The organism is Verrucomicrobium sp. BvORR034 (assembly GCF_000739635.1).
Lineage (GTDB): Bacteria > Verrucomicrobiota > Verrucomicrobiia > Verrucomicrobiales > Verrucomicrobiaceae > Verrucomicrobium.
Genome location: NZ_BATQ01000133.1, coordinates 39,360 through 60,792 on the forward strand (window position 1 = coordinate 39,360; position 21,433 = coordinate 60,792).

At 60.8% G+C, this 21,433-nt stretch carries 16 protein-coding genes; 5 read left to right on the top strand and 11 right to left on the bottom strand.

The features are described from left to right. Positions 1 to 14: 14 nt before the first annotated feature. From moaC to BV034_RS22335, 3 genes are read right to left on the bottom strand one after another with little or no spacing between them, the layout of a single operon-like run. Positions 15 to 467 carry a cyclic pyranopterin monophosphate synthase MoaC gene (gene moaC, locus BV034_RS22325; RefSeq protein WP_050029189.1) on the bottom strand — a complete coding sequence of 151 codons (453 nt, stop codon included), beginning with the start codon at positions 465 to 467 and terminating at the stop codon, positions 15 to 17. A 39-nt stretch (positions 468 to 506) separates the two neighbouring features. Further along, a complete protein-coding gene (locus tag BV034_RS22330) occupies positions 507 to 1,691 on the bottom strand; it encodes a 3-dehydroquinate synthase (protein WP_050029190.1) in 1,185 nt (394 codons plus the stop codon). A gap of 46 nt (positions 1,692 to 1,737) precedes the next feature. After that, the gene (locus tag BV034_RS22335; RefSeq protein WP_050029191.1) at positions 1,738 to 2,652 is read right to left on the bottom strand and encodes a UbiA family prenyltransferase; all 915 of its coding nucleotides are present in this window, start codon (positions 2,650 to 2,652) and stop codon (positions 1,738 to 1,740) included. A gap of 151 nt (positions 2,653 to 2,803) precedes the next feature. Between BV034_RS22335 and BV034_RS22340 the strand changes: the two genes are divergently transcribed. After that, positions 2,804 to 3,295, top strand: coding sequence for a cytochrome c oxidase assembly factor Coa1 family protein (locus tag BV034_RS22340; protein WP_050029192.1), 492 nt, complete (start codon positions 2,804 to 2,806; stop codon positions 3,293 to 3,295). Positions 3,296 to 3,349: 54 nt separating this feature from the next. Here BV034_RS22340 and BV034_RS22345 read toward each other — a convergent pair whose 3' ends face one another. After that, positions 3,350 to 4,567: an MFS transporter gene (locus BV034_RS22345; RefSeq protein ID WP_050029193.1), complete on the bottom strand. Its 1,218-nt coding sequence runs from the start codon at positions 4,565 to 4,567 to the stop codon at positions 3,350 to 3,352. Here BV034_RS22345 and BV034_RS22350 point away from each other — a divergent pair. Next, the gene (locus BV034_RS22350; protein WP_265593334.1) at positions 4,566 to 5,606 is read left to right on the top strand and encodes a GlxA family transcriptional regulator; all 1,041 of its coding nucleotides are present in this window, start codon (positions 4,566 to 4,568) and stop codon (positions 5,604 to 5,606) included. The genes BV034_RS22345 and BV034_RS22350 overlap by 2 nt on opposite strands. 90 nt (positions 5,607 to 5,696) lie before the next feature. On the opposite strand, the gene BV034_RS22355 is transcribed toward BV034_RS22350, so the two are convergent. The 6 genes from BV034_RS22355 to BV034_RS22380 form a co-directional block, all read right to left on the bottom strand. Further along, positions 5,697 to 7,076 (bottom strand): DUF1501 domain-containing protein, encoded by a 1,380-nt coding sequence (locus BV034_RS22355; RefSeq protein ID WP_050029194.1) that lies wholly within the window; start codon positions 7,074 to 7,076, stop codon positions 5,697 to 5,699. Positions 7,077 to 7,234: 158 nt separating this feature from the next. Beyond that, positions 7,235 to 9,916, bottom strand: coding sequence for a PSD1 and planctomycete cytochrome C domain-containing protein (locus BV034_RS22360; RefSeq protein WP_050029195.1), 2,682 nt, complete (start codon positions 9,914 to 9,916; stop codon positions 7,235 to 7,237). A 423-nt stretch (positions 9,917 to 10,339) separates the two neighbouring features. Further along, positions 10,340 to 11,326: a malate dehydrogenase gene (locus BV034_RS22365; RefSeq protein WP_050029196.1), complete on the bottom strand. Its 987-nt coding sequence runs from the start codon at positions 11,324 to 11,326 to the stop codon at positions 10,340 to 10,342. Positions 11,327 to 11,437: 111 nt separating this feature from the next. Beyond that, positions 11,438 to 12,187 (bottom strand): orotidine-5'-phosphate decarboxylase, encoded by a 750-nt coding sequence (gene pyrF, locus BV034_RS22370; protein ID WP_050029197.1) that lies wholly within the window; start codon positions 12,185 to 12,187, stop codon positions 11,438 to 11,440. A gap of 139 nt (positions 12,188 to 12,326) precedes the next feature. After that, entirely contained in the window at positions 12,327 to 13,763 is a 1,437-nt protein-coding gene (locus BV034_RS22375) for a DUF1501 domain-containing protein (protein ID WP_050029263.1), read from the bottom strand. Positions 13,764 to 13,843: 80 nt separating this feature from the next. Continuing rightward, entirely contained in the window at positions 13,844 to 16,783 is a 2,940-nt protein-coding gene (locus BV034_RS22380; protein ID WP_050029198.1) for a PSD1 and planctomycete cytochrome C domain-containing protein, read from the bottom strand. A 197-nt stretch (positions 16,784 to 16,980) separates the two neighbouring features. Between BV034_RS22380 and BV034_RS22385 the strand changes: the two genes are divergently transcribed. Together BV034_RS22385 and BV034_RS22390 are read left to right on the top strand one after the other, a co-directional pair. Then, complete coding sequence (locus BV034_RS22385; protein WP_050029199.1) at positions 16,981 to 17,553, top strand: sigma-70 family RNA polymerase sigma factor; 573 nt, start codon at positions 16,981 to 16,983, stop codon at positions 17,551 to 17,553. Further along, positions 17,543 to 19,234 (top strand): LamG-like jellyroll fold domain-containing protein, encoded by a 1,692-nt coding sequence (locus BV034_RS22390; RefSeq protein WP_050029200.1) that lies wholly within the window; start codon positions 17,543 to 17,545, stop codon positions 19,232 to 19,234. Before BV034_RS22385 ends, BV034_RS22390 begins: the two co-directional genes overlap by 11 nt. Positions 19,235 to 19,238: 4 nt before the next feature. Here the strand turns inward: BV034_RS22390 and BV034_RS22395 are convergent, their stop codons facing one another. Next, positions 19,239 to 19,820 carry a type 1 glutamine amidotransferase domain-containing protein gene (locus BV034_RS22395; protein ID WP_050029201.1) on the bottom strand — a complete coding sequence of 194 codons (582 nt, stop codon included), beginning with the start codon at positions 19,818 to 19,820 and terminating at the stop codon, positions 19,239 to 19,241. Positions 19,821 to 19,981: 161 nt separating this feature from the next. Between BV034_RS22395 and glmM the strand changes: the two genes are divergently transcribed. After that, the gene (gene glmM / locus BV034_RS22400; RefSeq protein WP_063768864.1) at positions 19,982 to 21,352 is read left to right on the top strand and encodes a phosphoglucosamine mutase; all 1,371 of its coding nucleotides are present in this window, start codon (positions 19,982 to 19,984) and stop codon (positions 21,350 to 21,352) included. The last annotated feature ends 81 nt before the right edge of the window (positions 21,353 to 21,433 follow it).

The window sequence follows — 21,433 nt, forward strand, 5'->3', positions numbered from 1 at the left end:
AACCGAACGCGAGCTTACCCCACCGCTTCCTTGGTCTTGCTCACCAGGTGTACCCCGTCGATCCGCATGGCCTTGTCCACCGCCTTGCACATGTCATAGATGGTCAGCAGCGCCACAGACACCGCCGTGAGGGCCTCCATTTCGACGCCAGTCTGGCCCGTGGTGCGGGCCATGGCCGTGGCGGTGACGCCGTCGTCCGTGAGCACAAAGTCCACAGCGACCTTCGTCAGGGCCAGTTGGTGACAAAGTGGAATGAGATGTTGGGTCTGCTTTGCCGCCTGGATGCCCGCAATGCGAGCCACCGCCAGCACATCCCCTTTTTGAATCTGGTTGTCACGGATCAGTGCCAGCGTGCCAGGATCCAGTTGGATGCGTCCGGCGGCCACGGCCTCACGCCGCGACACCGCCTTCCCGGAGATGTCCACCATGCTGGCCTCGCCTTGCTCGTTAATGTGGGTCAGTGACATGAAAAACTGTATAGCGCTGGACTGGCCCACGGCTCAAGCTCAGGCTTCCACCAGTTGCCGGCCAAAGACATTGCCCCGCACTTTGAGATCCTGTACCGCCGCCACGATCTTGGCGCGGTCCATTTCATGAACCTCCAGCTTGCGGCCGATCTCCGGCACGAGCGTGATGGTGAGTTCCCCGCCCAGATGTTCGCGGAACTCTTCCAGGCCCGCGAGGATAACCAATTCCCCTTTGGGAGTGCGCTCCAGCAACTGGGGGGCAAAGGTCGCAAAACCCACCTGCTCAATGAGCGTGAGGACGCGTTGGGCAATCGCCTCGTCCAAGATGCCCGCTTTCACGGAGTACAGCAAATCCACGGCCATCCCGATGGCGACAGCCTCTCCGTGATGGATCTCAAAATTGGACACCTGCTCAAGCTTGTGCGCCACCCAGTGACCGAAGTCGAGTGGGCGAGCGGAGCCGTATTCGAAGGGATCACCGTTCGTGGTGATGTGTTGCACATGCTGCGCGGCACTGGCCCGCACGGCCTCCTCCACCACATCCTGTTCCAAGGACGCCAGTTTATCCGCGTTGCTTTCCAGCCAGAGGTAAAACTCCGCGTCACGGATCAAGGCCACCTTGATCGCTTCGATCAATCCGCAGCGCCTTTCCCTCTCGGGCAAGGTGTCCAGGAAGGCAAAATCGTTGACGATGGCGTAGGGCACCGAGAAAGACCCCACCCAGTTCTTCTTGCCGAAAAAGTTGACTCCGTTCTTCACGCCCACTCCGCCGTCCCCCTGGCTCAGCGTGGTGGTGGGAAAGCGCACATGACGGATACCCCGATGGGCGGTGGCTGCGGCGAAGCAAACCAGATCCAGGGCAGCCCCACCGCCAATGACGAAGACTTGGGAATGGCGGTCAATGCCTGCATCATTGATCTGCTGCCAGCACTGTTGGACCAGATCGAAGTCATTCTTGCACGGCTCTCCACCGGGGATGATCACGCCGGGCGCGGCCAGCACAAAAACATCAGAATGCGCTGCAGCGTAGCTTTCCATGTCCGCCAGCAAGGTCGGATTGGCATCTGCCACATGACTGTCCACAAAGGCGATGGCCTTTGTAGGCCTTCCTCCCTCCCGGGCGGATTGAAGCAGCTCGCGCAAGGTGAGATTCTCCTTGTCAAACACGTGCCGTGTAAACAACACACGCTGCGTGTACTCCACGTGGAACCGATTTTCTAACATCTAACAGAGTCTTTCTGGGAGGGTGATGAAGGGTGGATATCTACGCTTACGTGGCCGCGATCTTTCGCTGCCACAGAAGTAGCAACGGGAAGCACAGCACGAAGACGAGGGTGAACGCCGGAGCCGTCAGACTGACGGCGAGCCCATCTACAAATACGATCCCCGCCAGCAAAAGGCCGACGGCGCGTCCGATGTTTGACGGCGGTGGGGTGCGCATGAGCCGGAGGGCCTTCCTCACGCAGAAGATGACCGGCAACATGGCGGCCAGGGCCACCGCGTGAGTCCACTGGGGTTTTTGGAAATAGGAAGCCAGCGGCTGCTGGGTGGCCAGGATGCCCGCCGTGACCAGCACCGGGAGTGCCAGGCCAAAGTACCCCACGACGCGCTGCCACCCGCCTGCCTGGGCGGGCCGGGATTCGTGCCGGGCAATCAGAGTGACGCCGACGATGTAGCCGCCCAAGGCGATGGCCCGCAGGATCACTGGGAGATCCGCTCGGGGATCGAGTCCGCCGGTCACCGCGGAGGCAGCGGAGAGCACCAGCAAGGTGCGGCAACTGCCCATGACGAAGACCGAACCCGCCCAGGGCTTGTGGTAGAAGTCATAAGCCAGGATGGCCAACACCAGCCCCCCGACCAGCCAGGGACAGGCACCGGCGCCAAAAATGAACGCTCCGGCACCGGCGACCATCATCCCCAGCCCCACCAGCCAGACCGTGCCCGCAGAGACCCGGCCAGAAGGAATGGGACGCTCCTTGCGATGTTCCCGGTCAAACTTCACGTCCGCCGCATCATTCAGGATCATGCCACCAGTGTAGAGCAGCGATCCGCCAAGCAAGATCCACCCCACCACCCCGTAGTCCCGCCCGCCGCCCGCCAGCAACCACCCCGCCAGGACATTTGTCCATGCAGTCGGCAGGTTGGAGATGCGGGCCAGTTCCAGCCAGGGGCGGAGCAATTTCATGAGGGATTCACCAAAAAAAGTGAGCGGGCACGTTCGTGAGGCGTGACTCCGACGTCAAGGGCAGGTAAATCCTATGTCACATTGGCGGAAGTCCATACATCCCAATTTCGTCAGTTGCTCGATACACAAAACAGTTAATCTATACCTTCATATGACCTCGACACCTCCCGCATATCAGCAGAATCCCGCTCCGAAGAGCAGCGGTAAGAAATGGGTCCTTTTTGGCTGTGGCGGTTGCCTCGGCCTGATCGCGCTCGGCATCGCCGGCGTGGTGGGCTTCGTTTTCATCGTTCTGGGTGCCATCAAGCAGACCGATGCGTACAAGATCGCCCTGTCCAAGGCCCAGAACTCCCCCGGTCTCCAGGCGGCCATTGGCTCACCCATCAAGGAGAACTTCTTCTCGCCGATGGGCTCGGCCAGCATCAACAACGGTGCCGGTGAAGCCAATATTGTCCTCACCCTGGAAGGCACCAATGGCCGCGCTGCCGTGGTCACCGCCTCCGCCACCAAGCCCGCTGACGGCGAGTGGCAGTTCAGCGTTCTGAATGCCAAGGTCGCCCCGAGCGGTCCTGACATTGACCTCCTGACCGAAGGCCAGCCCGCTGATCCTGCGGCAGCTCCGGCTCCTGCCACGCAGAACTAACGACCGGCCTACCCAGTCATCCGTCTAATTTCTCGAATCCGCCCCTGCCAGTGGTCACGCTGGCAGGGGCTCTTTTTTGAGACGTTCAGTCCGCCCCCACCACAGCGTCATCGCCGTCGCGACAAGCAACAGCGGCAGAATGGCAAGATTGACGGTACTCCAGCCATAGTGCTGGAGCACTGGCCCAGCCGCCAGGGTCGCACCCGCCGTGGTAGCATAGCGGAGGAACTCGGACACCCCTTGGGTCTTGGCCCTCTCGGAGGGGCGATAGGACTGGGCCTGGAGCGTACTGCCGCCTACGAACATGAAGTTCCACCCCACCCCGAGGGCGAAGAGCGCTACATAAAACGCTGGCAAGCTCGTCGAAGACACGGCCGCGACGACGCATGCCACATTCAGGACTCCCCCAGCCACTAGCAGATTGAGCAGCCCAAATCGACGGATCAACCACCCGGTGACAAGAGACGGGGCATACATGCCCACCAAGTGCCACTGAATGATGCTCGCCCCATCATCGATACTGTGGTGGCACGATACGGCCGCGAGCGGTGCAGCGGTCATCACAAACAACATGGTGACGGAGCCAATCACGTTGTTGGCCATGGAAGCCACAAATACAGGCTGACGAACAATGATCCCCAGGGGACGCGGGCCCGCATCGTCCATGGATGCACTACCACCCGCCAAAATGGGATCCGCATCACGATAGAATGTCCAAAGCAGCCCTGCTGCAATCACCCCCAACAGGGCCACCATGAGGTACGCTCCGGCAAACAGGGCTGAAGGAATCAGATCCTTGCTCCAGGCAGCGAGCGCAGGTCCGACGATGGCAGCGAGCACCCCACCAGCCAACACTGTGGAGATGGCACGACTCTTGGCTTCAGGCTCCACCGCATCCGCTGCCGCCAGTCGGTAGTAGAGAGCGAAGGCCTGATAGACGCCCACCCCAGCCGTGCCTGCGCAGAAGAGCCAGAAGCGCCCTTCCATCACCGCCCACACGGATATCCCACCTCCCACAGCGCCGATGAGCGCCCCCAAAGTGAATCCCAACCGCCTGCCCAGACGCTGCAGAAGAAGGGCCGCAAAATACGACACCACAGCCCCGGATACCGTGATCATGGCAAACGGCAGCGTGGCCAGAGATTTGTCAGGAGCCAGCTCGTACCCCGTCAGGCCCGTGAGCGTGAGGTCGATGGAGATGGCGCAGATGTAGAGCGCTTGGCAGATCGCGAGAATCCGGGCGTTGCGATGGCTGTGGGTACTGGGGTTCATGGTTGACTTTCCATGGTTGGCCCAGAAGACTCTTGTCTCAAACGACATTATTCCCACATTTCACGCCATGATCCGCAGGGTGACTTTTTTCATCTATCCGCAATTTCAGCTGCTCGATCTAAGCGGACCGCTCTCAGCGTTTGATCTGGCGGAGCGTGCCTGCCCCGGCAGCTACAGCACCCAGGTGGTCTCAGAGACGGGCGGATTGATGCCGAGTTCCGCAGGTCTGGTGGTCTCATCTTCCCCTCCCGATCACTCTCCACCGGACACGCTCATTGTGGTGGGAGGCCGGGGCGTCCATCAGAGCTGCACCAACCCCGGCTCATGTGAAAAACTGCGGCGGACGGCAGAAAGGGCCCGCCGCGTGGCCAGCGTGTGCACCGGAGCCTTCCTCATGGCTCGCATGGGCTTGCTTTCCGGTCGCAAAGCCACCACGCACTGGCGGCACGCGGGGAGGTTCCGCACGGAACACCCGGAGGTGATGCTGGATGACGATCGCATCTATATCAAAGACGGCCAAGTCTGGAGCTCCGCCGGGATCACGGCCGGCATTGACCTCGCCCTCGCTTTGATTGAGGAGGATCTGGGCACCGTCGTTTCCAAAGCCGTGGCCCGCGAACTGGTCATGTCCCACCGCCGTCTGGGCGGGCAGTCACAGTTTTCGGCCATGCTGGACTTGGAACCAGAATCCCACCGCATCCGCGATGCCCTGCACTATGCCCGAGAGCATCTGGCTGAAGACTTCCCCATGGAGGCGATGGCCGCGGCGGTGGGCCTGAGTACCCGTCAGTTCGGGCGCGTGTTTCTCGCTGAGACCGGCCAAACTCCCGCCCGGGCGGTGGAACGGCTTCGCGCCGAGGCCGCCCGTCCCCGCATTGAAGACGGCGATGAGCCGCTTGAGCACATCGCCGCCAGTGTGGGATTCGGCCAGGCGGAGAGAATGCGCCAAGCCTTCGTCAAACTCTACGGACAGAGTCCGCAGTCCCTCCGTAGGCAGATGAGGAGAGGGACGACCCAAATTAGGACTGAGCAATTATGAACTATGAATTGGGCTACAGATATCGAAGACATCTGGGGATGCTTGAGCCGCAATTCATCATTCAAAATTCCTAATTCATAATTTGTGTTCTCAGGCAAAGATATCCTTCACCACCTCCCCGGCCACATCCGTGAGACGGAAGTCGCGACCGGCATAGCGGTAAGTCAGGCGCTCATGATCCAGTCCCATCAGGGCGAGCAGGGTGGCATGCAGATCATTGGTGTGCATGCGACCTTCCACCGCCTTGATACCCAGCTCATCCGTGGCACCGTAGGTAAAGCCCTTCTTCACACCCGCGCCGGCCAGGAACATGGAGTAGCCGGTAATGTTGTGGTCGCGACCATCCTGCCCCTGAGCCGTGGGAAGACGCCCGAATTCCGATCCAAAGAGCACCAGAGTGTCATTGAGCATGCCCCGGGCCTCTAGGTCGGACAGCAGCGCCGCCGTCGGCTGGTCAATAGAAGCCGTGCGATCCAGCAAGCCCTTGTGCAGATTGTTGTGGTGATCCCAGCCGCCCTGGCAGATTTCCACGAACCGCACACCTGCTTCACTCAGACGCCGGGCCATGAGGCACTGGCGGGCAAAGGAACCTGCCGCGCCGTCCTTCACGCCGTAGGCATCACGGATGTGTTCTGGCTCCTTGGAGATATCGAGCAGTTCAGGAACTTTGTCCTGCATACGGAAGCCCAGCTCATAGGAGGCGATGATGCCGTCCACCGGATCTGGGGATCCGGCCTGACGGGCAAAGTCACGGTTCATGCCCTGAATCAGATCGAGCTGCTTGCGCTGCAGCTTCGCAGCGGAGGCGGCTTTGAGATTCGGGAGATATCCTTGATCGGTGATGCGCGTCCCCTGATAGTGGGCTGGCAGGAACGCGCTGCCGTAGTTCACCGCACCGCCAAAGTTCGGCGGCGGGTTGATGGTCACATATCCGGGCAGATCTTGGTTGTCTGTGCCCAGACCGTAAAGCAGCCACGATCCCATGCTGGGTCGGGTGAGTGCGGCATTGGCGCTGCCGGTGTGAAGCTGCACCACTGCCTGCGGATGGGCCGGCGTGTCCGTGTGCAGACCACGCAACCAGCACATCTTGTCCGCATGCTTGGCAATGTTCGGCAGCAACTCCGAGAAGTAGGTGCCGGTCTCGCCATATTGCTTGAAGCGGAACTTGGAGGCCGTGACCGTGCCGCCTCCTGGGCCCGATTTGCCATTGCTGCGAATGAGTTCCGGCTTGTAGTCAAAGGTGTCATGTTGAGACATGGCCCCTTCCATGAAGATGAAGATGATGCGCTTGGCCTTGGTCGGCAGCACCGGGGCCTTCGGGAGCAGTGGCTGCTCCACTGCGGCGGATGCCTGGGACTTCAGCGCATCCTGGCCAAGCAGGCCAGCGAGGGCGAGGTAACCAAAACCCGCGCCGCTGGAGCGAAGCACCGTGCGGCGGGACAGCTGGGGAGATTGAGGAGAACGAAACATGGAAACTAGGATTGGGGAAGCTTGTTAAATGGACGGAGGCACTTCAGATGAGGAGAAAGGTTAGGCGTTAAGGGTTAGATATTAGAAGTGGGAGTGCTCCCGGGAATTGCCTTCACAGCTCATAACTCATAACTTCTAATCCTTAACCCTCTCCCCCATCACCTCACGAAACGGAACTCAGCAGAGGCATAGAGGGCCTGCACCAGGTTGAGCCACGCGGCTGTTTTTGCGTCAGGGGCCACCACCGCTTCATCAACCACCACCTGGTCGGAGCGGTCCACATTGTCAGGGTTCTCGGGTACAACCGGCGGTTTGGCGGCCGTCTCGTCTGTGGTGCTGGTGTCGGAGTTTTCCCGGACGTCCGCCTGGGCGAGCACAGGAGCATCACCGAGCTCTGTCTGGTAGGTGGACGCATAATCTGCCAGGAACTGCTCGGCACGGGCGGCTTCGACATCGCTGGGTGAGCGCCCCAGGGTCAAGAGGTAGATCTGGCGCACCCAATCACCGGGTGTTCTTGCTGTATCACTGGCCGCCTTGCTGGCCAGAGCAAGCGCTTCCTTCCTCACAAAGGGTGAGTTCAGCAGATACAGCGCCTGGGTCGGCACCGTGGTGGCATCACGCTGACCGGTCACCAATGTCTGCTCAACGGGGTCAAAGGCCTGCAAGTTCCCAGGAGTCACCCCACGGAGGAGCGGCAGATAGACGCTGCGAGAGAGGCTTTTGTCTGCAGCGCGATGGATCGATGCCGCCTCTGCGCCGTTGTCCCGCATCTCAATCATGCGCAACTCTTTGGCCGCGGAGGCCTCTGGTTTGGGCTGGATCTGGCCGGAGGTGACAAGCAAGGTGTCCCGAATCTCTTCCGCCGTAAGACGGCGTGGGGAGTGACGCCAGACCAGTCGGTTCGCGGGGTCAACTTCTCGATTGGCATCGGGAGCCTCCACACCTAGTTGATAGGAGCGGGTCAGCACCACCCGGCGGACGAGCTTCTTGAGCGACCAGCCTTCGCGGACGAACTCCTGGGTCAGGTAGTCAAGCAACTCCGGATGAGAGGGCTGACCGCCATTGATGCCAAAGTTGTCCACCGTGTTCACAATGCCGGTGCCGAAGAGGCTCTGCCAGACACGGTTCACGATAACACGTCCGGTGAGAGGATTGTTCGCGCTGGTGAGCCACTTGGCCAGTTCCAGACGACCGCTTTGCTGGGGATTGACCGGCTCCGTTCCGGGAACCTGGAAGGCGCTGAGGAAACCACGGGGTACCGTAGGCCCCAGACGTTCCGCTTCACCACGGATACGAACTTCCGTGTCCGCTACCGTCGCAGCGTCACGAACACCATGAACGGCATGGCCGCGAGCCGCGGGATCGGTCAGAGCCAACAGGTCGCCCTGGAGGCGGTCAAACTTGAGACGGAAAGCGCGTTGCTTGGGCTGGCCGTTGGCTCCACGAGCAAGGCCTTCTGGCGTGCCACGGATCTTGTCCCAGGCTTCCTTGGCTTCCGCTACTTGAGCTTTGAGTTTCTCCACATCCCCTTCCGGCACAGGAGGGGCATCGGAGGCCAGCTTCACCAGCATGGCTGGATCATAATAGTCCAGTCCTCCCCCACCCATCTTGTTGCGGACACCGGCGCAATGGTCGGTGCTCGTGAAGATGCCTGCGAGTGCGTAGTAGTCCGTCACCGGGATGGGATCGAACTTGTGATCGTGGCACCGGGCGCAACTCACCGTGAGCCCCAGGACAGAACGGGTCACGGCATCGATCTGCTCGTCCACGTTGTCCATGGTAAACCGCACCTTGAAGCGCTGGTTCACATCCTTCACGCCAAGGGCGAGGAAACCAGTGGCCGTCAGCAGCCGGTCACGCTCGGCGGACGACTCTGCCGGCAGGAGATCTCCTGCAATCTGCTCACGAATGAACTGATCATAAGGAATGTCACGGTTCACCGCATCCAGTACGTAGTCGCGATACTTCCACGCATGAGGATACGGGATGTTGCGGGACGGGCCGGTGGACTCCCCATAGCGGGCCACATCGAGCCAGTGACGTCCCCACTGCTCAGCGAACTGCTGGGACTGCAGCAAACGATCCACCACCTTCGCAAAGGCAGTGTCCGATGAATCCTTCAAAAAGGCATACACGTCCTCCGGCTTGGGAGGGAGGCCGGTGAGATCATAGGTGACGCGACGGATCAAGGTGACCTTGTCCGCATCAGCCACCGGGGAGAGTTGTTTTTCCTCCAACTTGGCCAGAATGAACTGATCAATGGTGTCGCGAGCCCATCCGGTGTCTTTCACTGCAGGCACCGTCGGAGGCTTCAAGGGCTGCCAGGCCCAGTGTTCCGCTTTGAGTTTGTCGTACTCCGCGCTGGTGCGACCGATGGAGGCCGGAATGCGCTCCCGCGGCCACGTTGCGCCGTCCTTGATCCACTGGGAGAGATCGGCAATCTGGGTGTCGGTCAGCAGTTCACCCTCCTTCGGCATCACCTTGGCGTGATTCCGCTGCACACGGGTCAGCAGCAGGCTCTTGTCTGGGTTTCCTGGAACCACAGCCGGACCTTCGTCGCCGCCCATGATCAAGCCATTGCGATCGTCCACTCTCAAACCGCCGGCGGGCTTGGTCTCCGCAGAGTGGCAGGTGTAGCAATGATTGACGAGGATGGGGCGAACCTTCTTCTCGAAGAACTCAGGCGACTGGTCCTGACCAGCATCCACCGCTGGACTGGCCAGTAGTGAAGGGGCAGCAAGCCCGGCAACAACGGACACAGCACCTACCGTGCGACGCAGCACGGCTGCCTGTGCTCCAACAAAGTCTTTTAGGGGAGAGGGATGGAATGAGGGCTCCATGGAAGTAACTGGGGAATGGCAATGCGATGCGAGGAAGCCTCACCAGCCAGGGAAAACGAGAGATGGGGCCATCTATGGCCGAAGCGCTTGCTTCGACTCCACATGCCTGGCCCGGGAAACAGTCATCCCGTCGTTATTGGTGGTGTGGCGGCAAATGCCTGCGAGTAACTCCGGACGACCGGTCAGTGCTCTACATGGCATCGGAGGTGCATCCCATTGGTTGGGTCAGCCCTGCACATGCTAGTTCTAACCCAATACCACACTCAGTCAATGGGAATTAGGGAGAATTGGTCTGAAAACTGTCTTTTTTGTCAAAATGGCTCCGCCTTGCTCTCTTCGGGCGCCTTGATCAACGGGCACAAAAAAGCGGAACCCGCCTTGCAGGTTCCGCTTCCAGAAATATCAGATCGTTGGGATCTGCTCTTAGATGAGGCCCAGTTCCTTCACCGCGTCGCGCTCTTCTTTGAGCTCGTTGACGGTGGCATTGATCTTGCCCTGGCTGAACTCGCTGACCGGCACGCCCTGCACGATCTCCCACTTGGAGCCATCCGTGCGGATCGGGAAGGAAGTGATGATGTCCTTCTCCACGCCGTAGCTGCCATCGGAAACGACGGCCACGCTGGTCCAGTCACCCGCCGGGGTCGGCGTCACGAGGGATTTCACGGTGTCCACCACCGCATTGGCGGCGGAGGCAGCGGAGGAGGAGCCACGGGCCTTGATGATGGCCGCACCACGCTGCTGCACGGTGGTGATGAAATCACCTTCGAGCCAGGCCTGATCGCTGATCACTTCCGTCACTGCCTGGCCTTTGATCTTGGCGTTGGTAAAGTCGGGATACTGGGTGGCCGAGTGGTTGCCCCAGATGGCCAGATTGGTCACATCCGTGGTGTGCACGCCAGCCTTCTGGGCGAGCTGGGACTTTGCGCGGTTCTCATCAAGACGCGTCATGGCGAACCAGCGCTCCGCCGGCACTTCCTTGGCGTTGTTCATGGCGATGAGACAGTTCGTGTTGCAGGGGTTGCCCACCACCAGCACGCGCACATCGGAGGCGGCGTTCTTGGCAATCGCCTGGCCCTGGCCCACAAAGATCTTCCCGTTGATGTTGAGCAGGTCCTTGCGCTCCATCCCGGCCTTGCGCGGCACGGAACCGACGAGCAGGGCCCAGTTCACGCCACGGAAGCCTTCGTTGAGGTCGGAAGTGGGAGTTATGCTGTGCACCAGCGGGAAGGCGCAGTCATCAAGCTCCATCACCACGCCACCCAGGGTCGGCAGGGCGGGTTCGATTTCAATCAGCCTGAGGGCCACCGGTTGATCCGGGCCAAACATGGAACCGGAGGCGATGCGGAAAAGCAGGGAGTAGCCGATCTGGCCAGCCGCTCCGGTGACAGCAACAGTGATGGGAGACTTCATAGAGAGCCCACACCAAAGCGAAGCCGGAGCGGAACGCAAGGTCCGCCGGGAAAATTTGACGTTCCCGTGTCCGAGAAATCCCAATTTCCCCTCAAGGCGAAAGGGAGGGACTCACTTGCCCGCGATCACCCGGGCCCATTTCTCGGCCTTCTGGGCGAAGGTAAGCTCTGGCTCCGCATAGAGGATGCCGCGGGAGACGTTCACCACGCAGGGAGCGGTACGGGCCGCGCCGTGGAGCGCCGCGACGTCCCCACCCTGAGCGCCCAATCCGGGAATCAGCAGCGGCACATCGGGAATCCGGGCCAGGGTTTCCGGAGTGGCATTGGTCAGCCCCAACACAAGGCCAGCTTGGGGATGCTGGGCAGTCATCTTGCCCACCAGTTCAAACACCTGTCCCCCACCCTGCAAAGTCTGGAGCTCAATATCCACCGCCCCAGGGTTGGAGGTCACCCCCAGAAGATAGATGCCCTTGTCCTGATAATCCAAAAACGGCTCCAGGGTGTCCCGTCCCATGTACGGATTGAGCGTCACGGCGTCTGCACCGAGGATGTCGAAACAAGCCTTCGCGTAGTACCGCTGGGTCTCGCCAATATCGCCACGTTTGGCATCAAGGATCACCGGGATGTCCTTCGGAATCATGGCAATCGTTTCCTCAAGGAGCTTCATCCCCTCCCACCCCAGCGCCTCAAAGTAGGCGGAGTTCGGCTTGTACACCGCCGTGTAGGGAGCGGTTTGGGTGATGACGTCCGCGATGAACGCCCGGGCAGCGTCGTCAGCTTTCTCCAGGCGAATGTCCAAGCCGACACAGAGGCCGGAACCGGTGACAGCGATGCGATGGCGGAGCTTTTCGAGGTAGGTCATGTCAGGGAAGAAAGGACCTCTAGATTAACCACAGAGGCACAGAGGGCACAGAGAATTTCAGGATTTTAGAATCTCAGTTCTCCTGGTTCCTAAACCCTCTGTGTTCTCTGTGCCTCTGTGGTTGATTCAATGGCTACCATCACCCCAGAATCCCCTTCACCACCTCCCCGTGCACATCCGTGAGGCGGAAGTCCCGCCCCTGAAAGCGGTAGGTCAGGCGCTCGTGGTCAAAGCCCAGGAGATGCAGAATGGTGGCATTCAGGTCGTGCACATGCACACGGTCCTGGGTGACGCCGAAGCCCAGTTCATCCGTCTCGCCGTGGAGGCAGCCGGGTTTAACCCCGCCCCCCGCCATCCACATGGTGAAGCCTTCGATGTGGTGGTCCCGGCCGACCGTCTGCCGCACCTCACCCATCGGCGTGCGACCGAACTCCCCGCCCCAGATCACGAGGGTGTCCTTCAGCATGCCCCGCTGTTTCAGGTCCATCACCAGGGCGGCGGCAGCTTGATCCACCTCTTTGCAGCGCTGCTCCAGAGCATCGCTCAGGTTGTTCTTCTGGTCCCCGTGATGATCCCAGTCTGTGTGATAGAGCTGAACGAAACGGGTGCCACGCTCGACCAACCTCCGGGCCAGCAGGCAGTTCGTGGCAAAGCTGGGCTGCCCGGCCTTCACCCCGTACAAATCCAAAGTGGACGCGGACTCTTTGCTGAGATCCATCAGTTCCGGAGCACTGGTCTGCATGCGGGCTGCCATTTCATAGGCGTTGATGCGAGTCATGATCTCCGGGTCCCCCACTTCATCCAGGCGGCTGCGGTTCAGCGCTGCCACCGTGTCGTAGAGTTTCCTCTCCCGTCCAGGTGACATGCCCTGAGGGCTGCGTAGATTCAGGATGGGATCGCCGCTGCTGCGGAAGGGCACTCCTTGATAGGAAGTCGGCAGAAAGCCGCTACTCCAGAGGGAGTTCCCACCACGAGGGCCGCGTGGACCGCTCTGGAGCACCACAAAGCCGGGCAGATCCTGGGATTCACTGCCGAGGCCATAGGTCAGCCATGCCCCTAAACTGGGCCGCCCCGGCACCTGAAAGCCCGTGTTCATGAAGAGCTTGGCAGGGCCGTGGTTGAACACGTCCGTACTCACCCCGCGCAGCCAGCACACATCATCCACAATCTTCTGGTGGTGAGGGAGCAGTTCGCTCAAGGTCATGCCGCTCTGGCCGTACTGCGAGAACTTGCGGTTCGAGCCCAGCAACGTCTCGTTGCCTTTCAAAAAAGCGAAGCGCTTGCCCGCCATGAGGCTGGCCGGGGGTGCCTGACCGCTGAACTCACGAAGCCTCGGTTTGTCGGAAAACAATTCGAACTGGCTGGGACCGCCGGCCATGAACAGGAAAATTACATTCTTGGCCGTCGCCGGCTGCGGGGCCGCCCGCGGCGACATCGGCTTGGCGGGATCAATCTTCAGGCTGCCCGGGACCATGGCCCCAAAGCCATCCTGCTGCAGCAGGTGATTCAAGGCCAGAGTGCCGAGACCGATGCCACAGCGACCGAGGAAATGACGACGCGTCTGGTCGTGCACCATGCGGCGTTCCGTCTCGGCAAGCAGTTGTGGAGTGCAGTGATTCATGAGCAGGTGATCAAGAGATTCGAAGATTCAGGAAATCACTCCCGGGTGACAAAGGCATCTGTGTTCAGGATGGCACGGGTGACACTGACGAGGGCCGCGGCCTCTGCCACGGCCACATTGTCAGGCAGGGGCTGCGGCCCCCAGGCGGCCTCAGCCGCAGCACGGTCTTTTTCATACTCGCCAAGCAGATCGGTGGAGAGCTTCTGCAGCAGCTTCAACTCCTCCAAGGAAGGACCTCGGCTGTAGGCAATGCGACAGGCGAGCAGAATCCGCCCTTCACGAAGTCCAGCGTACACCGGCCCCGGCAGCTCCTTGCAGAGGCGGGCGGCCATGGCGCGAGCCATTTCCACAAACGCTTCGTCATTGGCGACCGTCAGCGCCTGTAGAGGCGTATTGGAGCGACTTCTCCGGGTGCAGACCTGCTGGAAGTCCGGCGCATCAAAGGTGGTGAAAAGAGGATGCGGAGCACTGCGATAGAAGAGGGTGTACATGCCGCGCCGATAGCGGTCCGGACCCACGCTCGTGATCCAGTTCTTCTTGTTCTGGGTGAAGGAGTACACCCCTTCAGGTTGAGGAGGCCGAACGCTCGGACCACCCACCGCAGGATTCAGCAGACCGCTGGCGCACAATCCGGCATCTCGAATAATCTCAGCCTCCACCCGCACGCGTTCCTGTCGGGCCAGCAAAAGGTTCCGCGGATCCTTTTCCGCCAGGTCTGGGCGGTTGCGTGAGCTTTGTCGATAGGTGGCAGAGTTCACCACCAGCCGGTGCATGGCCTTGAAGCTCCAGCCTTGGCGGATGAATTCCCCGGCCAGCCAGTCCAGCAACTCTGGATGCACCGGGGCTGAGCCTTGAGAGCCGAAGTCCTCCTCAGTCTCCACAATTCCGCGGCCAAAGTAGTGCATCCACAGTCGGTTCATGGTGACCCGGGGCGTCAGTGGGTTCGAGGGATTCACAAGCCACTGGGCCAGGTCCAGCCGGCTCTGAAAGTGCTGTGGACGTTGCAACTCTGGCATGGCTGCCAGCACTGCGGCGATCACACCAGGCGTCAGCGGCCCCAGCTTCTGATCGGGGCGCAGGAAATCACCCCGCTGGAACAGGAACGTCTGGCGCGGCTTTTCCAGATCCTTCATGATCATGAGTTCTGCCGAGTCTCCCGTGGCACCGGGCTTCGTCTTCTTGGCTGCGGTCGTGAGCGTGTTCGGGGCAGTGGCCACCACGGGTGCAGACCTGGGCAAATCCGGCACGGCCTCCACAACTTCCAGAGCGAATCGTCCCACGAGATACTTCTCATTGAGGTCATGATGAAGCCTGACCTCCAATTGCTGGCCATCCAGAGAGACTGGCTGCTCCAGTACGAACACCGCATCGTGATCTGCATTCATCCTGGCCCCGGTCGCCGAGCCTTTCGCCACGTTGATCGCCCAGCCGGTTTTGGCATCCCCATCCACCGCCGCCTGCGCGGGATAGTTCGGCTGGAAGTGGTCCGCAGAAGCCAGTTTGACGGGCAGTTCCCTGCCGCCCACGCTGATCTCGACATCGGTCAGGACAAAGTTTCCGTTCCCCGCGAGCCCGGGGCCACCCTTGGGAAGGGATTCATGTGTCAACACCCGCAGGCGCACGGCAGCGATCTTCTTAAGCGAGCTCTTCGCCACCACACGGTAGGTGTCGTTGAAGGAACCGCCACCGTCCGCCAGGAGGGAGTTGTCCGGCAGCAGTTTGAGGCCGGCATTGGCCGTGGTGTCGTACTCCACATACTCGACCGGCTGCCACATCAGACTGGCAAGACGGGTGTGAATCACATCCGAGCCCGGCACTTGCGTGCTGGCGGGTGTCTTGGCCCTCTTCGCCAGCGGGGCGGGCTCCGGGGTGGCTTTGACCATTTTCCCAAAGACCTCCCCTTTTCCCACTTCCATGGTGGTGCCTTTGTTGTTCACGTCCGTGCCCTGGTTGAAGAACGCATACATGCGGTAGTAGTCCTCATGCGTTATGGGATCGAACTTGTGCGTATGGCACTGGGCGCAGCCCACGGTGAGCCCCAACCAGACGGCACCGGTCGTGTTCACGCGGTCCATCACTGCTTCCACGCGGAACTGCTCAGGATCTGTGCCGCCTTCTTCGTTGATCAGAGTGTTCCGGTGGAATGCGGTGGCGACGAGTTGGTTCTTTGTCGGCTTGGGAAGCAGGTCTCCTGCCAGTTGCTCAATGGTGAAACGGTCAAAAGGGAGGTCATCATTGAGGGACTTGATCACCCAGTCCCGAAAGGGCCACATGCCACGTTCCCCATCGATGGTGTACCCATTGGAATCGGCGTAACGGGCCTGGTCAAGCCAATGACGACCCCAGCGCTCCCCGTAGTGGGGACTCTCAAGCAGACGATCCACCAGTCGCTCGTAGGCGAGTGGATCGGCGTCTTTCTCAAATGCCCTCACTTCCGCCGGGGTGGGTAGCAGCCCGGTCAGATCCAGTGAGACTCTACGGATCAGCGTGGCCCGATCCGCTTCGGCGGAGGGTTGAATCCCCTCCTTCTCCAGGCGGGTCAATATGAACCGGTCCACTCCATTGCGCGACCAAGCCTCATTCTTGGGTGCAGGGGGAGGAGTCTGTCGCAGCGGCAGGAAGGCCCAGTGCCCTTCATATTCGGCCCCCTGCTCGATCCAGCGGCGGATCGTCGTCACCTGCGCCTCTGTGAGGGACGGCTTCTTGGCCTTGGGCGGAGGCATCATCTCTGATCGATCATGGGAAAGGATCCGCACCATCAGCTCGCTCTCATCCGGCTTGCCGGGGACGACAGCCCGGTTCTCCAGTGCTCCCTCACGCGTGTCCAGTCGCAGATCGGCATCGCGAGTCTTGTCATCCGGCCCGTGACAGTGAAAGCACATGTCAGAGAGAATGGGCCGGATCTGCTCATTGAATCGCACCTTGCCCGACGGCTCTACTGCGGCAGCCAGAGGTGGGATGGGAAGAGCCAACATGGCCAATACCGCACCCAAGAGCGGGGTAGAAAGGTGACGACAGCCAGGAGATGGGAAGGAGCGGGTCAACATGGTGCTTACTCCCCAAACTTTCTGACCAGGGGGCATATCTCACAAAAAATTGTCCTTCCACCGACCAGCACAGAAATCGCCGAAATTCTCGTGAGAATCGCATCAGTGCCTGAAATAATGGAGCAATGGCTGAAGTCCCGCCAACCACGCTGAACGAAACAATCCAGGCCGTCCTGAACGGCAATCCGGATGCGTTCCTCACCATCGTTCACGCCTATCGTCCCTCCCTGAGGGCCTATCTGGCGAGCCAGATGTACCATCTGGATGATGTGGATGACGTGGCTCAGGAGACCTTCATCGCCGCCTATCGAGGGCTCCCCAAGTTTCGACGCGACCAGGACCTTGGGGCCTGGCTACGCGGCATCGCCCGCAACAAGCTGCTGAAGTACTTTGAGAAATCGGGCCGCCGGCACGATGCCCTGGCAAAGTTTCGCAAAGACGCCTCCACCTTCCTGGCCAAAGAGCTGGACGAGGAGGCCGGACGCACCGGGGCGGCTCAGCTTCAGGCCATGCTCGGTTGCATTCACAAGCTGCCGGAACGCATGCGCCAGGTGGTGCGCGGCTGGATGGATGGCGGAAAATCGACCGCACTCGCTGAGGAGATGCAAACCACCGTCGGTGCCGTGTACCAACTGCAATATCGAGCTCTGAAACTGCTGCGCGAATGCGTGGAAAAGGAGGTTGCCAGTGAATCCTGAATCAACATTTGAAAAGGACCTCCAAGATGCCCTCATTGCCTGGCAGGAGAGCTCCCACGGTATCAACGAGGAGCGGACGACAGAGCTTCTGCAACGGGTGCGAGATGATGCGACCTTTCGCAAAGCACTGGCACTGCAAGTCTGGACATTGACGCAGGCTCGGCTGGCCCAAGCCCCGGAACCTCGATGGCTTGAGTTGAATGAGGTTCTCGGGATCGAGAACGGAAACACTGGCACGTCCCATGAAGACGCGGAGTTTGACGCTACTTTACGAGCAGCTCTCCAGGACGAACCCTCGCATCAGCCAGCTGGCTGGGCTGCGAGATGGTCTTGGCTGGGGCTCGCCGCCACGATCGCTGTTGCCGGAATTCTGACGATCTGGCTGACGTTGCGACCAGCCAATCGCGAAACCGACTTACGGAAGTTCCCTCCCTTGGCGGTTCTGGTGCAGGTGGAGGATGCCAAAGCGGCCGGCACCTGGGGTCCGCAACCACCGGCCAGCGGCATGAACCTCACGGCCGGTCCTCTGATGCTGAAGTCAGGCCGGTTGAGCCTCATGTTCGCCAGCGGAGTCGTGCTGCATGTGGAAGGACCAGCACAGCTCGACCTTCTCACCGCCGATCGCATCCTCTGCCACGATGGTCGAGTGCGGCTGCGAGTGCCAAAAGGCGCAGAAGGGTTCTGCATTGAAACCCCCGGCGGAGCTGTCACGGACCTTGGCACAGAGCTGGGAGTCTCCGTCGGGAAAGATGGCAACACTCAGGTGGCTGTGTTTGAAGGTGAGGCAGAAGCCTCCCTCCGCATTCCGGGTCAAGAGGGTGTACGCACGGAACTCCTCACTGCTCACCAGTCCGCCAAGTTGATTCCCTCCACAGGCGAGATTGTCACCACGGCGCCGGATCTGGCAGGATTTCTTCCCGCTACCGAGCTCCACGTTCCGCCCCTGCAACTCGCCGCCGGGTACGAGGAAAAAATCTCTGCTTCGCACCCCGTTCACTACTGGCGCATGGACCGATTGGAGCAGGGCTTGATCCCCAATGAGGTAGCCGGAGCCCCTGCCCTGCGTCCCGTGGGGGGCATGCGTCTCGAAACCGCCGCCCCTGAATCACCGACCACACGCACCGTGGCCCACTTTGGAGGCAAGGCCAATCCGGGGGCATTGTATGCGGTCGAGCCCTGGCTGGCTCCGGGAGCTGCCCATGCGGTGGAGATGTGGTTTGCCAGTACGACTACAGAACAAATGAGCCTCTTCGCCTTTACTACCGGCAAAGCTCCGAACGATCACCTTGAGCTCGTGGAACTCGCCGTGCGCCAGCCCGGGCGGAGTCCTCGCCCAGGGATTGTCCGGTATCTCACCCGCTGGCCCGCTGGCAGTGGGGGCGGCATCAACATCTACACCGAACCCAAATTCCTCCCCTATCAGTGGCACCATCTCGTCGCCCAACAGGCAAACGGCAAGATGGAGCTGTACCTGAACGGCCACCTGGTGGGCAAAGCCGACGCGGATCCCTTTGCGCCGCAGATTCCGTGCACCATCCAATTCGGTTGCCTCCGGTATAACGAGGGTCGAGCACTGGCTCAACTGCAGCGCACCTTCGCCGGCAAAATGGCCGAGGTTGCGATCTATGACCGGTTGCTCACGACTGAGGAGATCCGAGAAAGAGCAACCAGCGACCGATGATTTCCTAGCCCTCGGGCGGAGCGGATTCAGCCATGCCTGGGTGCGGGCCTTCGCTTATTTCTTCGATCGTCTTGGCGATGAATTGGGTGAGATCGTCGGGTTTGCGACTGGTGACCAAGCCATTGTCCACCACGACGGGCTGATCCACCCAGTTCCCGCCAGCGTTGCGCACGTCGGACTGGATGGCGGGCCAGGAGGTCAGTGTGCGCCCGGCGACCAGGCCTGCCTCGATCAGAATCCACGGGCCGTGACAGATGGCCGCGATTGGTTTGCCAGCGTCGGCAAATTCCCGCACAAAGTTCACCGCATCCCGAGTGGAGCGCAATGTATCGGGGTTGGCCAGCCCGCCCGGCAGTACCAGGGCATCGAAATCGCTGGCATGCACCCGATCCAGAGTCTGATCCACATTGAAGTTGTCCCCTTTCTCAAGGTGGTTCATCCCCTGCACCGTCCCGGCTTTGGGCGACACGATGCTGACTGTGGCCCCCGCCCGCTTCAGAGCATGTAACGGTTCTTCCAGCTCCACCTGTTCAAATCCGTCTGCGGCCAGGATGGCCACCCGCTTGTTTTCCAAGATAGCGCTCATGTCAGGGGTTCGGGAGGGGTTCCCGGTACGGTCGGGTGCAGTTCCCCTCCCCGCCCCTGCCCTTCCATCGGGGCAGCGGGTGTTTCCTGCCAAAAGAGCGCCAAATACCACCCCAGCTCGCTTTTGACTTCGCAGGGCATTTGAGGTACAACCGCCCTCCCATGTCAGCGAAGCGACAATACTTTGGTACCGACGGTGTGCGAGGAGTGGCCAACAAACACCCCATGACGCCTGAATTCGTCATGCGCCTGGGTCAGGCGGCTGCCAAGGTGCTTGGCCAGGGGGCCTCTCGCAAGGGAGCCCGCCCCTGCTGCATTGTGGGCCGCGACTCGCGCCTCTCTGGAGACATGTTGGAAGCCGCTCTCGTGGCAGGCCTCAACTCCATGGGGGTGGATGTGCACCTCTGTGGTCTGGTCCCCACTCCCGCGGTAGCGCTGATCACCCAGCAGGAGGGAGCCAGCTTTGGCGCGGTCGTTTCCGCCTCCCACAACCCCTTCTACGACAACGGCATCAAATTCGTAGGCGGCGACGGCTACAAGCTGACGGATGACGAGGAGCTGCTCATCGAGGCCGCCATGACGAACGAGGCCCTGCTGGCCAACCGCCCTCACGAGACCAACATCGGCCGCACCCATGTGCTGCAAGGGTCCGCCGAGCGTTACATCGCCCATGCCATGGCCTCCATGCAAAGCCGCCGGCTCAACGGCATGAAGATCGCCCTCGACAACGCGAACGGGGCAGCCTCCTTCACGAGCACGGAGACGCTGAAACGCCTCGGTGCCGAGGTAATCCCCTTCCACTCCACCCCAGACGGAGCCAACATCAATCTCCACTGCGGGTGTACCCACCCGGAGATCATTGAGGCTCTCGTCACTCAAACCGGTGCTCAAGTCGGCGTTTCCCACGATGGCGATGCAGACCGGGTGGCCCTGTGCGACGAACTGGGCCAGCGCCTGAGCGGTGACGAACTGATCGCCATCGCGGTGGTCTCCATGCTGCGCAAGGGCACCCTTCGCGAGAGCACTGCTGTGGTCACGACCATGAGCAACTATGGCCTGGACGACCTGGTCACGGGCATGGGCGGCAAAGTGGTGCGCACCGATGTGGGCGACCGCTATGTGATCGCCGCCATGCGCAAGCAGGACCTCAACTTTGGGGCTGAGGAAAGCGGTCACATCGTCTTCCGTGATCACGCCTCCACCGGCGACGGCCTCATCGCTGCCCTGCAGATCCTGAAAATCATGGCCGAGACGGGCGAACCGCTCAGCGAACTTCGCAAGGTGCTCTCCCCCTTCCCCCAAGCCAAGCGCAACCTGCGGGTGAAATCCAAGCCGGCCATCCAGGAACTTGAGGCCGCCAACGCCCTCATCACTCAAACTGAAAAGAAACTCGGCCGCCTGGGTCGCGTGCTTTTGCGCTACTCCGGCACCGAGCCCCTCATCCGCCTGCTCATTGAAGGCCGCGATCCCGAGTACATCGAGGATCAGGCTGGCAAGATTGCCGCGGCCATCCAGGAGCAGATTGGGGTATAGACGCTAAGAGTTAGAGGTTAGAAGTTATGGGCGCTGACCTCACCGCGTCGGCGTTTCATGCTCTTCACTCATAACTCCTAA

Coding starts and splice junctions, on each gene's coding strand:
- BV034_RS22365 (WP_050029196.1), bottom strand. CDS start 11,326: ATGAAGTCTCCCATCACTGTTGCTGTCACCGGAGCGGCTGGCCAGATC.
- glmM (WP_063768864.1), top strand. CDS start 19,982: ATGTCAGCGAAGCGACAATACTTTGGTACCGACGGTGTGCGAGGAGTG.
- BV034_RS22360 (WP_050029195.1), bottom strand. CDS start 9,916: ATGGAGCCCTCATTCCATCCCTCTCCCCTAAAAGACTTTGTTGGAGCA.
- BV034_RS22330 (WP_050029190.1), bottom strand. CDS start 1,691: ATGTTAGAAAATCGGTTCCACGTGGAGTACACGCAGCGTGTGTTGTTT.
- BV034_RS22395 (WP_050029201.1), bottom strand. CDS start 19,820: ATGAGCGCTATCTTGGAAAACAAGCGGGTGGCCATCCTGGCCGCAGAC.
- BV034_RS22385 (WP_050029199.1), top strand. CDS start 16,981: ATGGCTGAAGTCCCGCCAACCACGCTGAACGAAACAATCCAGGCCGTC.
- BV034_RS22375 (WP_050029263.1), bottom strand. CDS start 13,763: ATGGTGCACGACCAGACGCGTCGTCATTTCCTCGGTCGCTGTGGCATC.
- moaC (WP_050029189.1), bottom strand. CDS start 467: ATGTCACTGACCCACATTAACGAGCAAGGCGAGGCCAGCATGGTGGAC.
- pyrF (WP_050029197.1), bottom strand. CDS start 12,187: ATGACCTACCTCGAAAAGCTCCGCCATCGCATCGCTGTCACCGGTTCC.
- BV034_RS22350 (WP_265593334.1), top strand. CDS start 4,566: ATGGTTGACTTTCCATGGTTGGCCCAGAAGACTCTTGTCTCAAACGAC.
- BV034_RS22335 (WP_050029191.1), bottom strand. CDS start 2,652: ATGAAATTGCTCCGCCCCTGGCTGGAACTGGCCCGCATCTCCAACCTG.
- BV034_RS22345 (WP_050029193.1), bottom strand. CDS start 4,567: ATGAACCCCAGTACCCACAGCCATCGCAACGCCCGGATTCTCGCGATC.
- BV034_RS22340 (WP_050029192.1), top strand. CDS start 2,804: ATGACCTCGACACCTCCCGCATATCAGCAGAATCCCGCTCCGAAGAGC.
- BV034_RS22380 (WP_050029198.1), bottom strand. CDS start 16,783: ATGTTGGCTCTTCCCATCCCACCTCTGGCTGCCGCAGTAGAGCCGTCG.
- BV034_RS22355 (WP_050029194.1), bottom strand. CDS start 7,076: ATGTTTCGTTCTCCTCAATCTCCCCAGCTGTCCCGCCGCACGGTGCTT.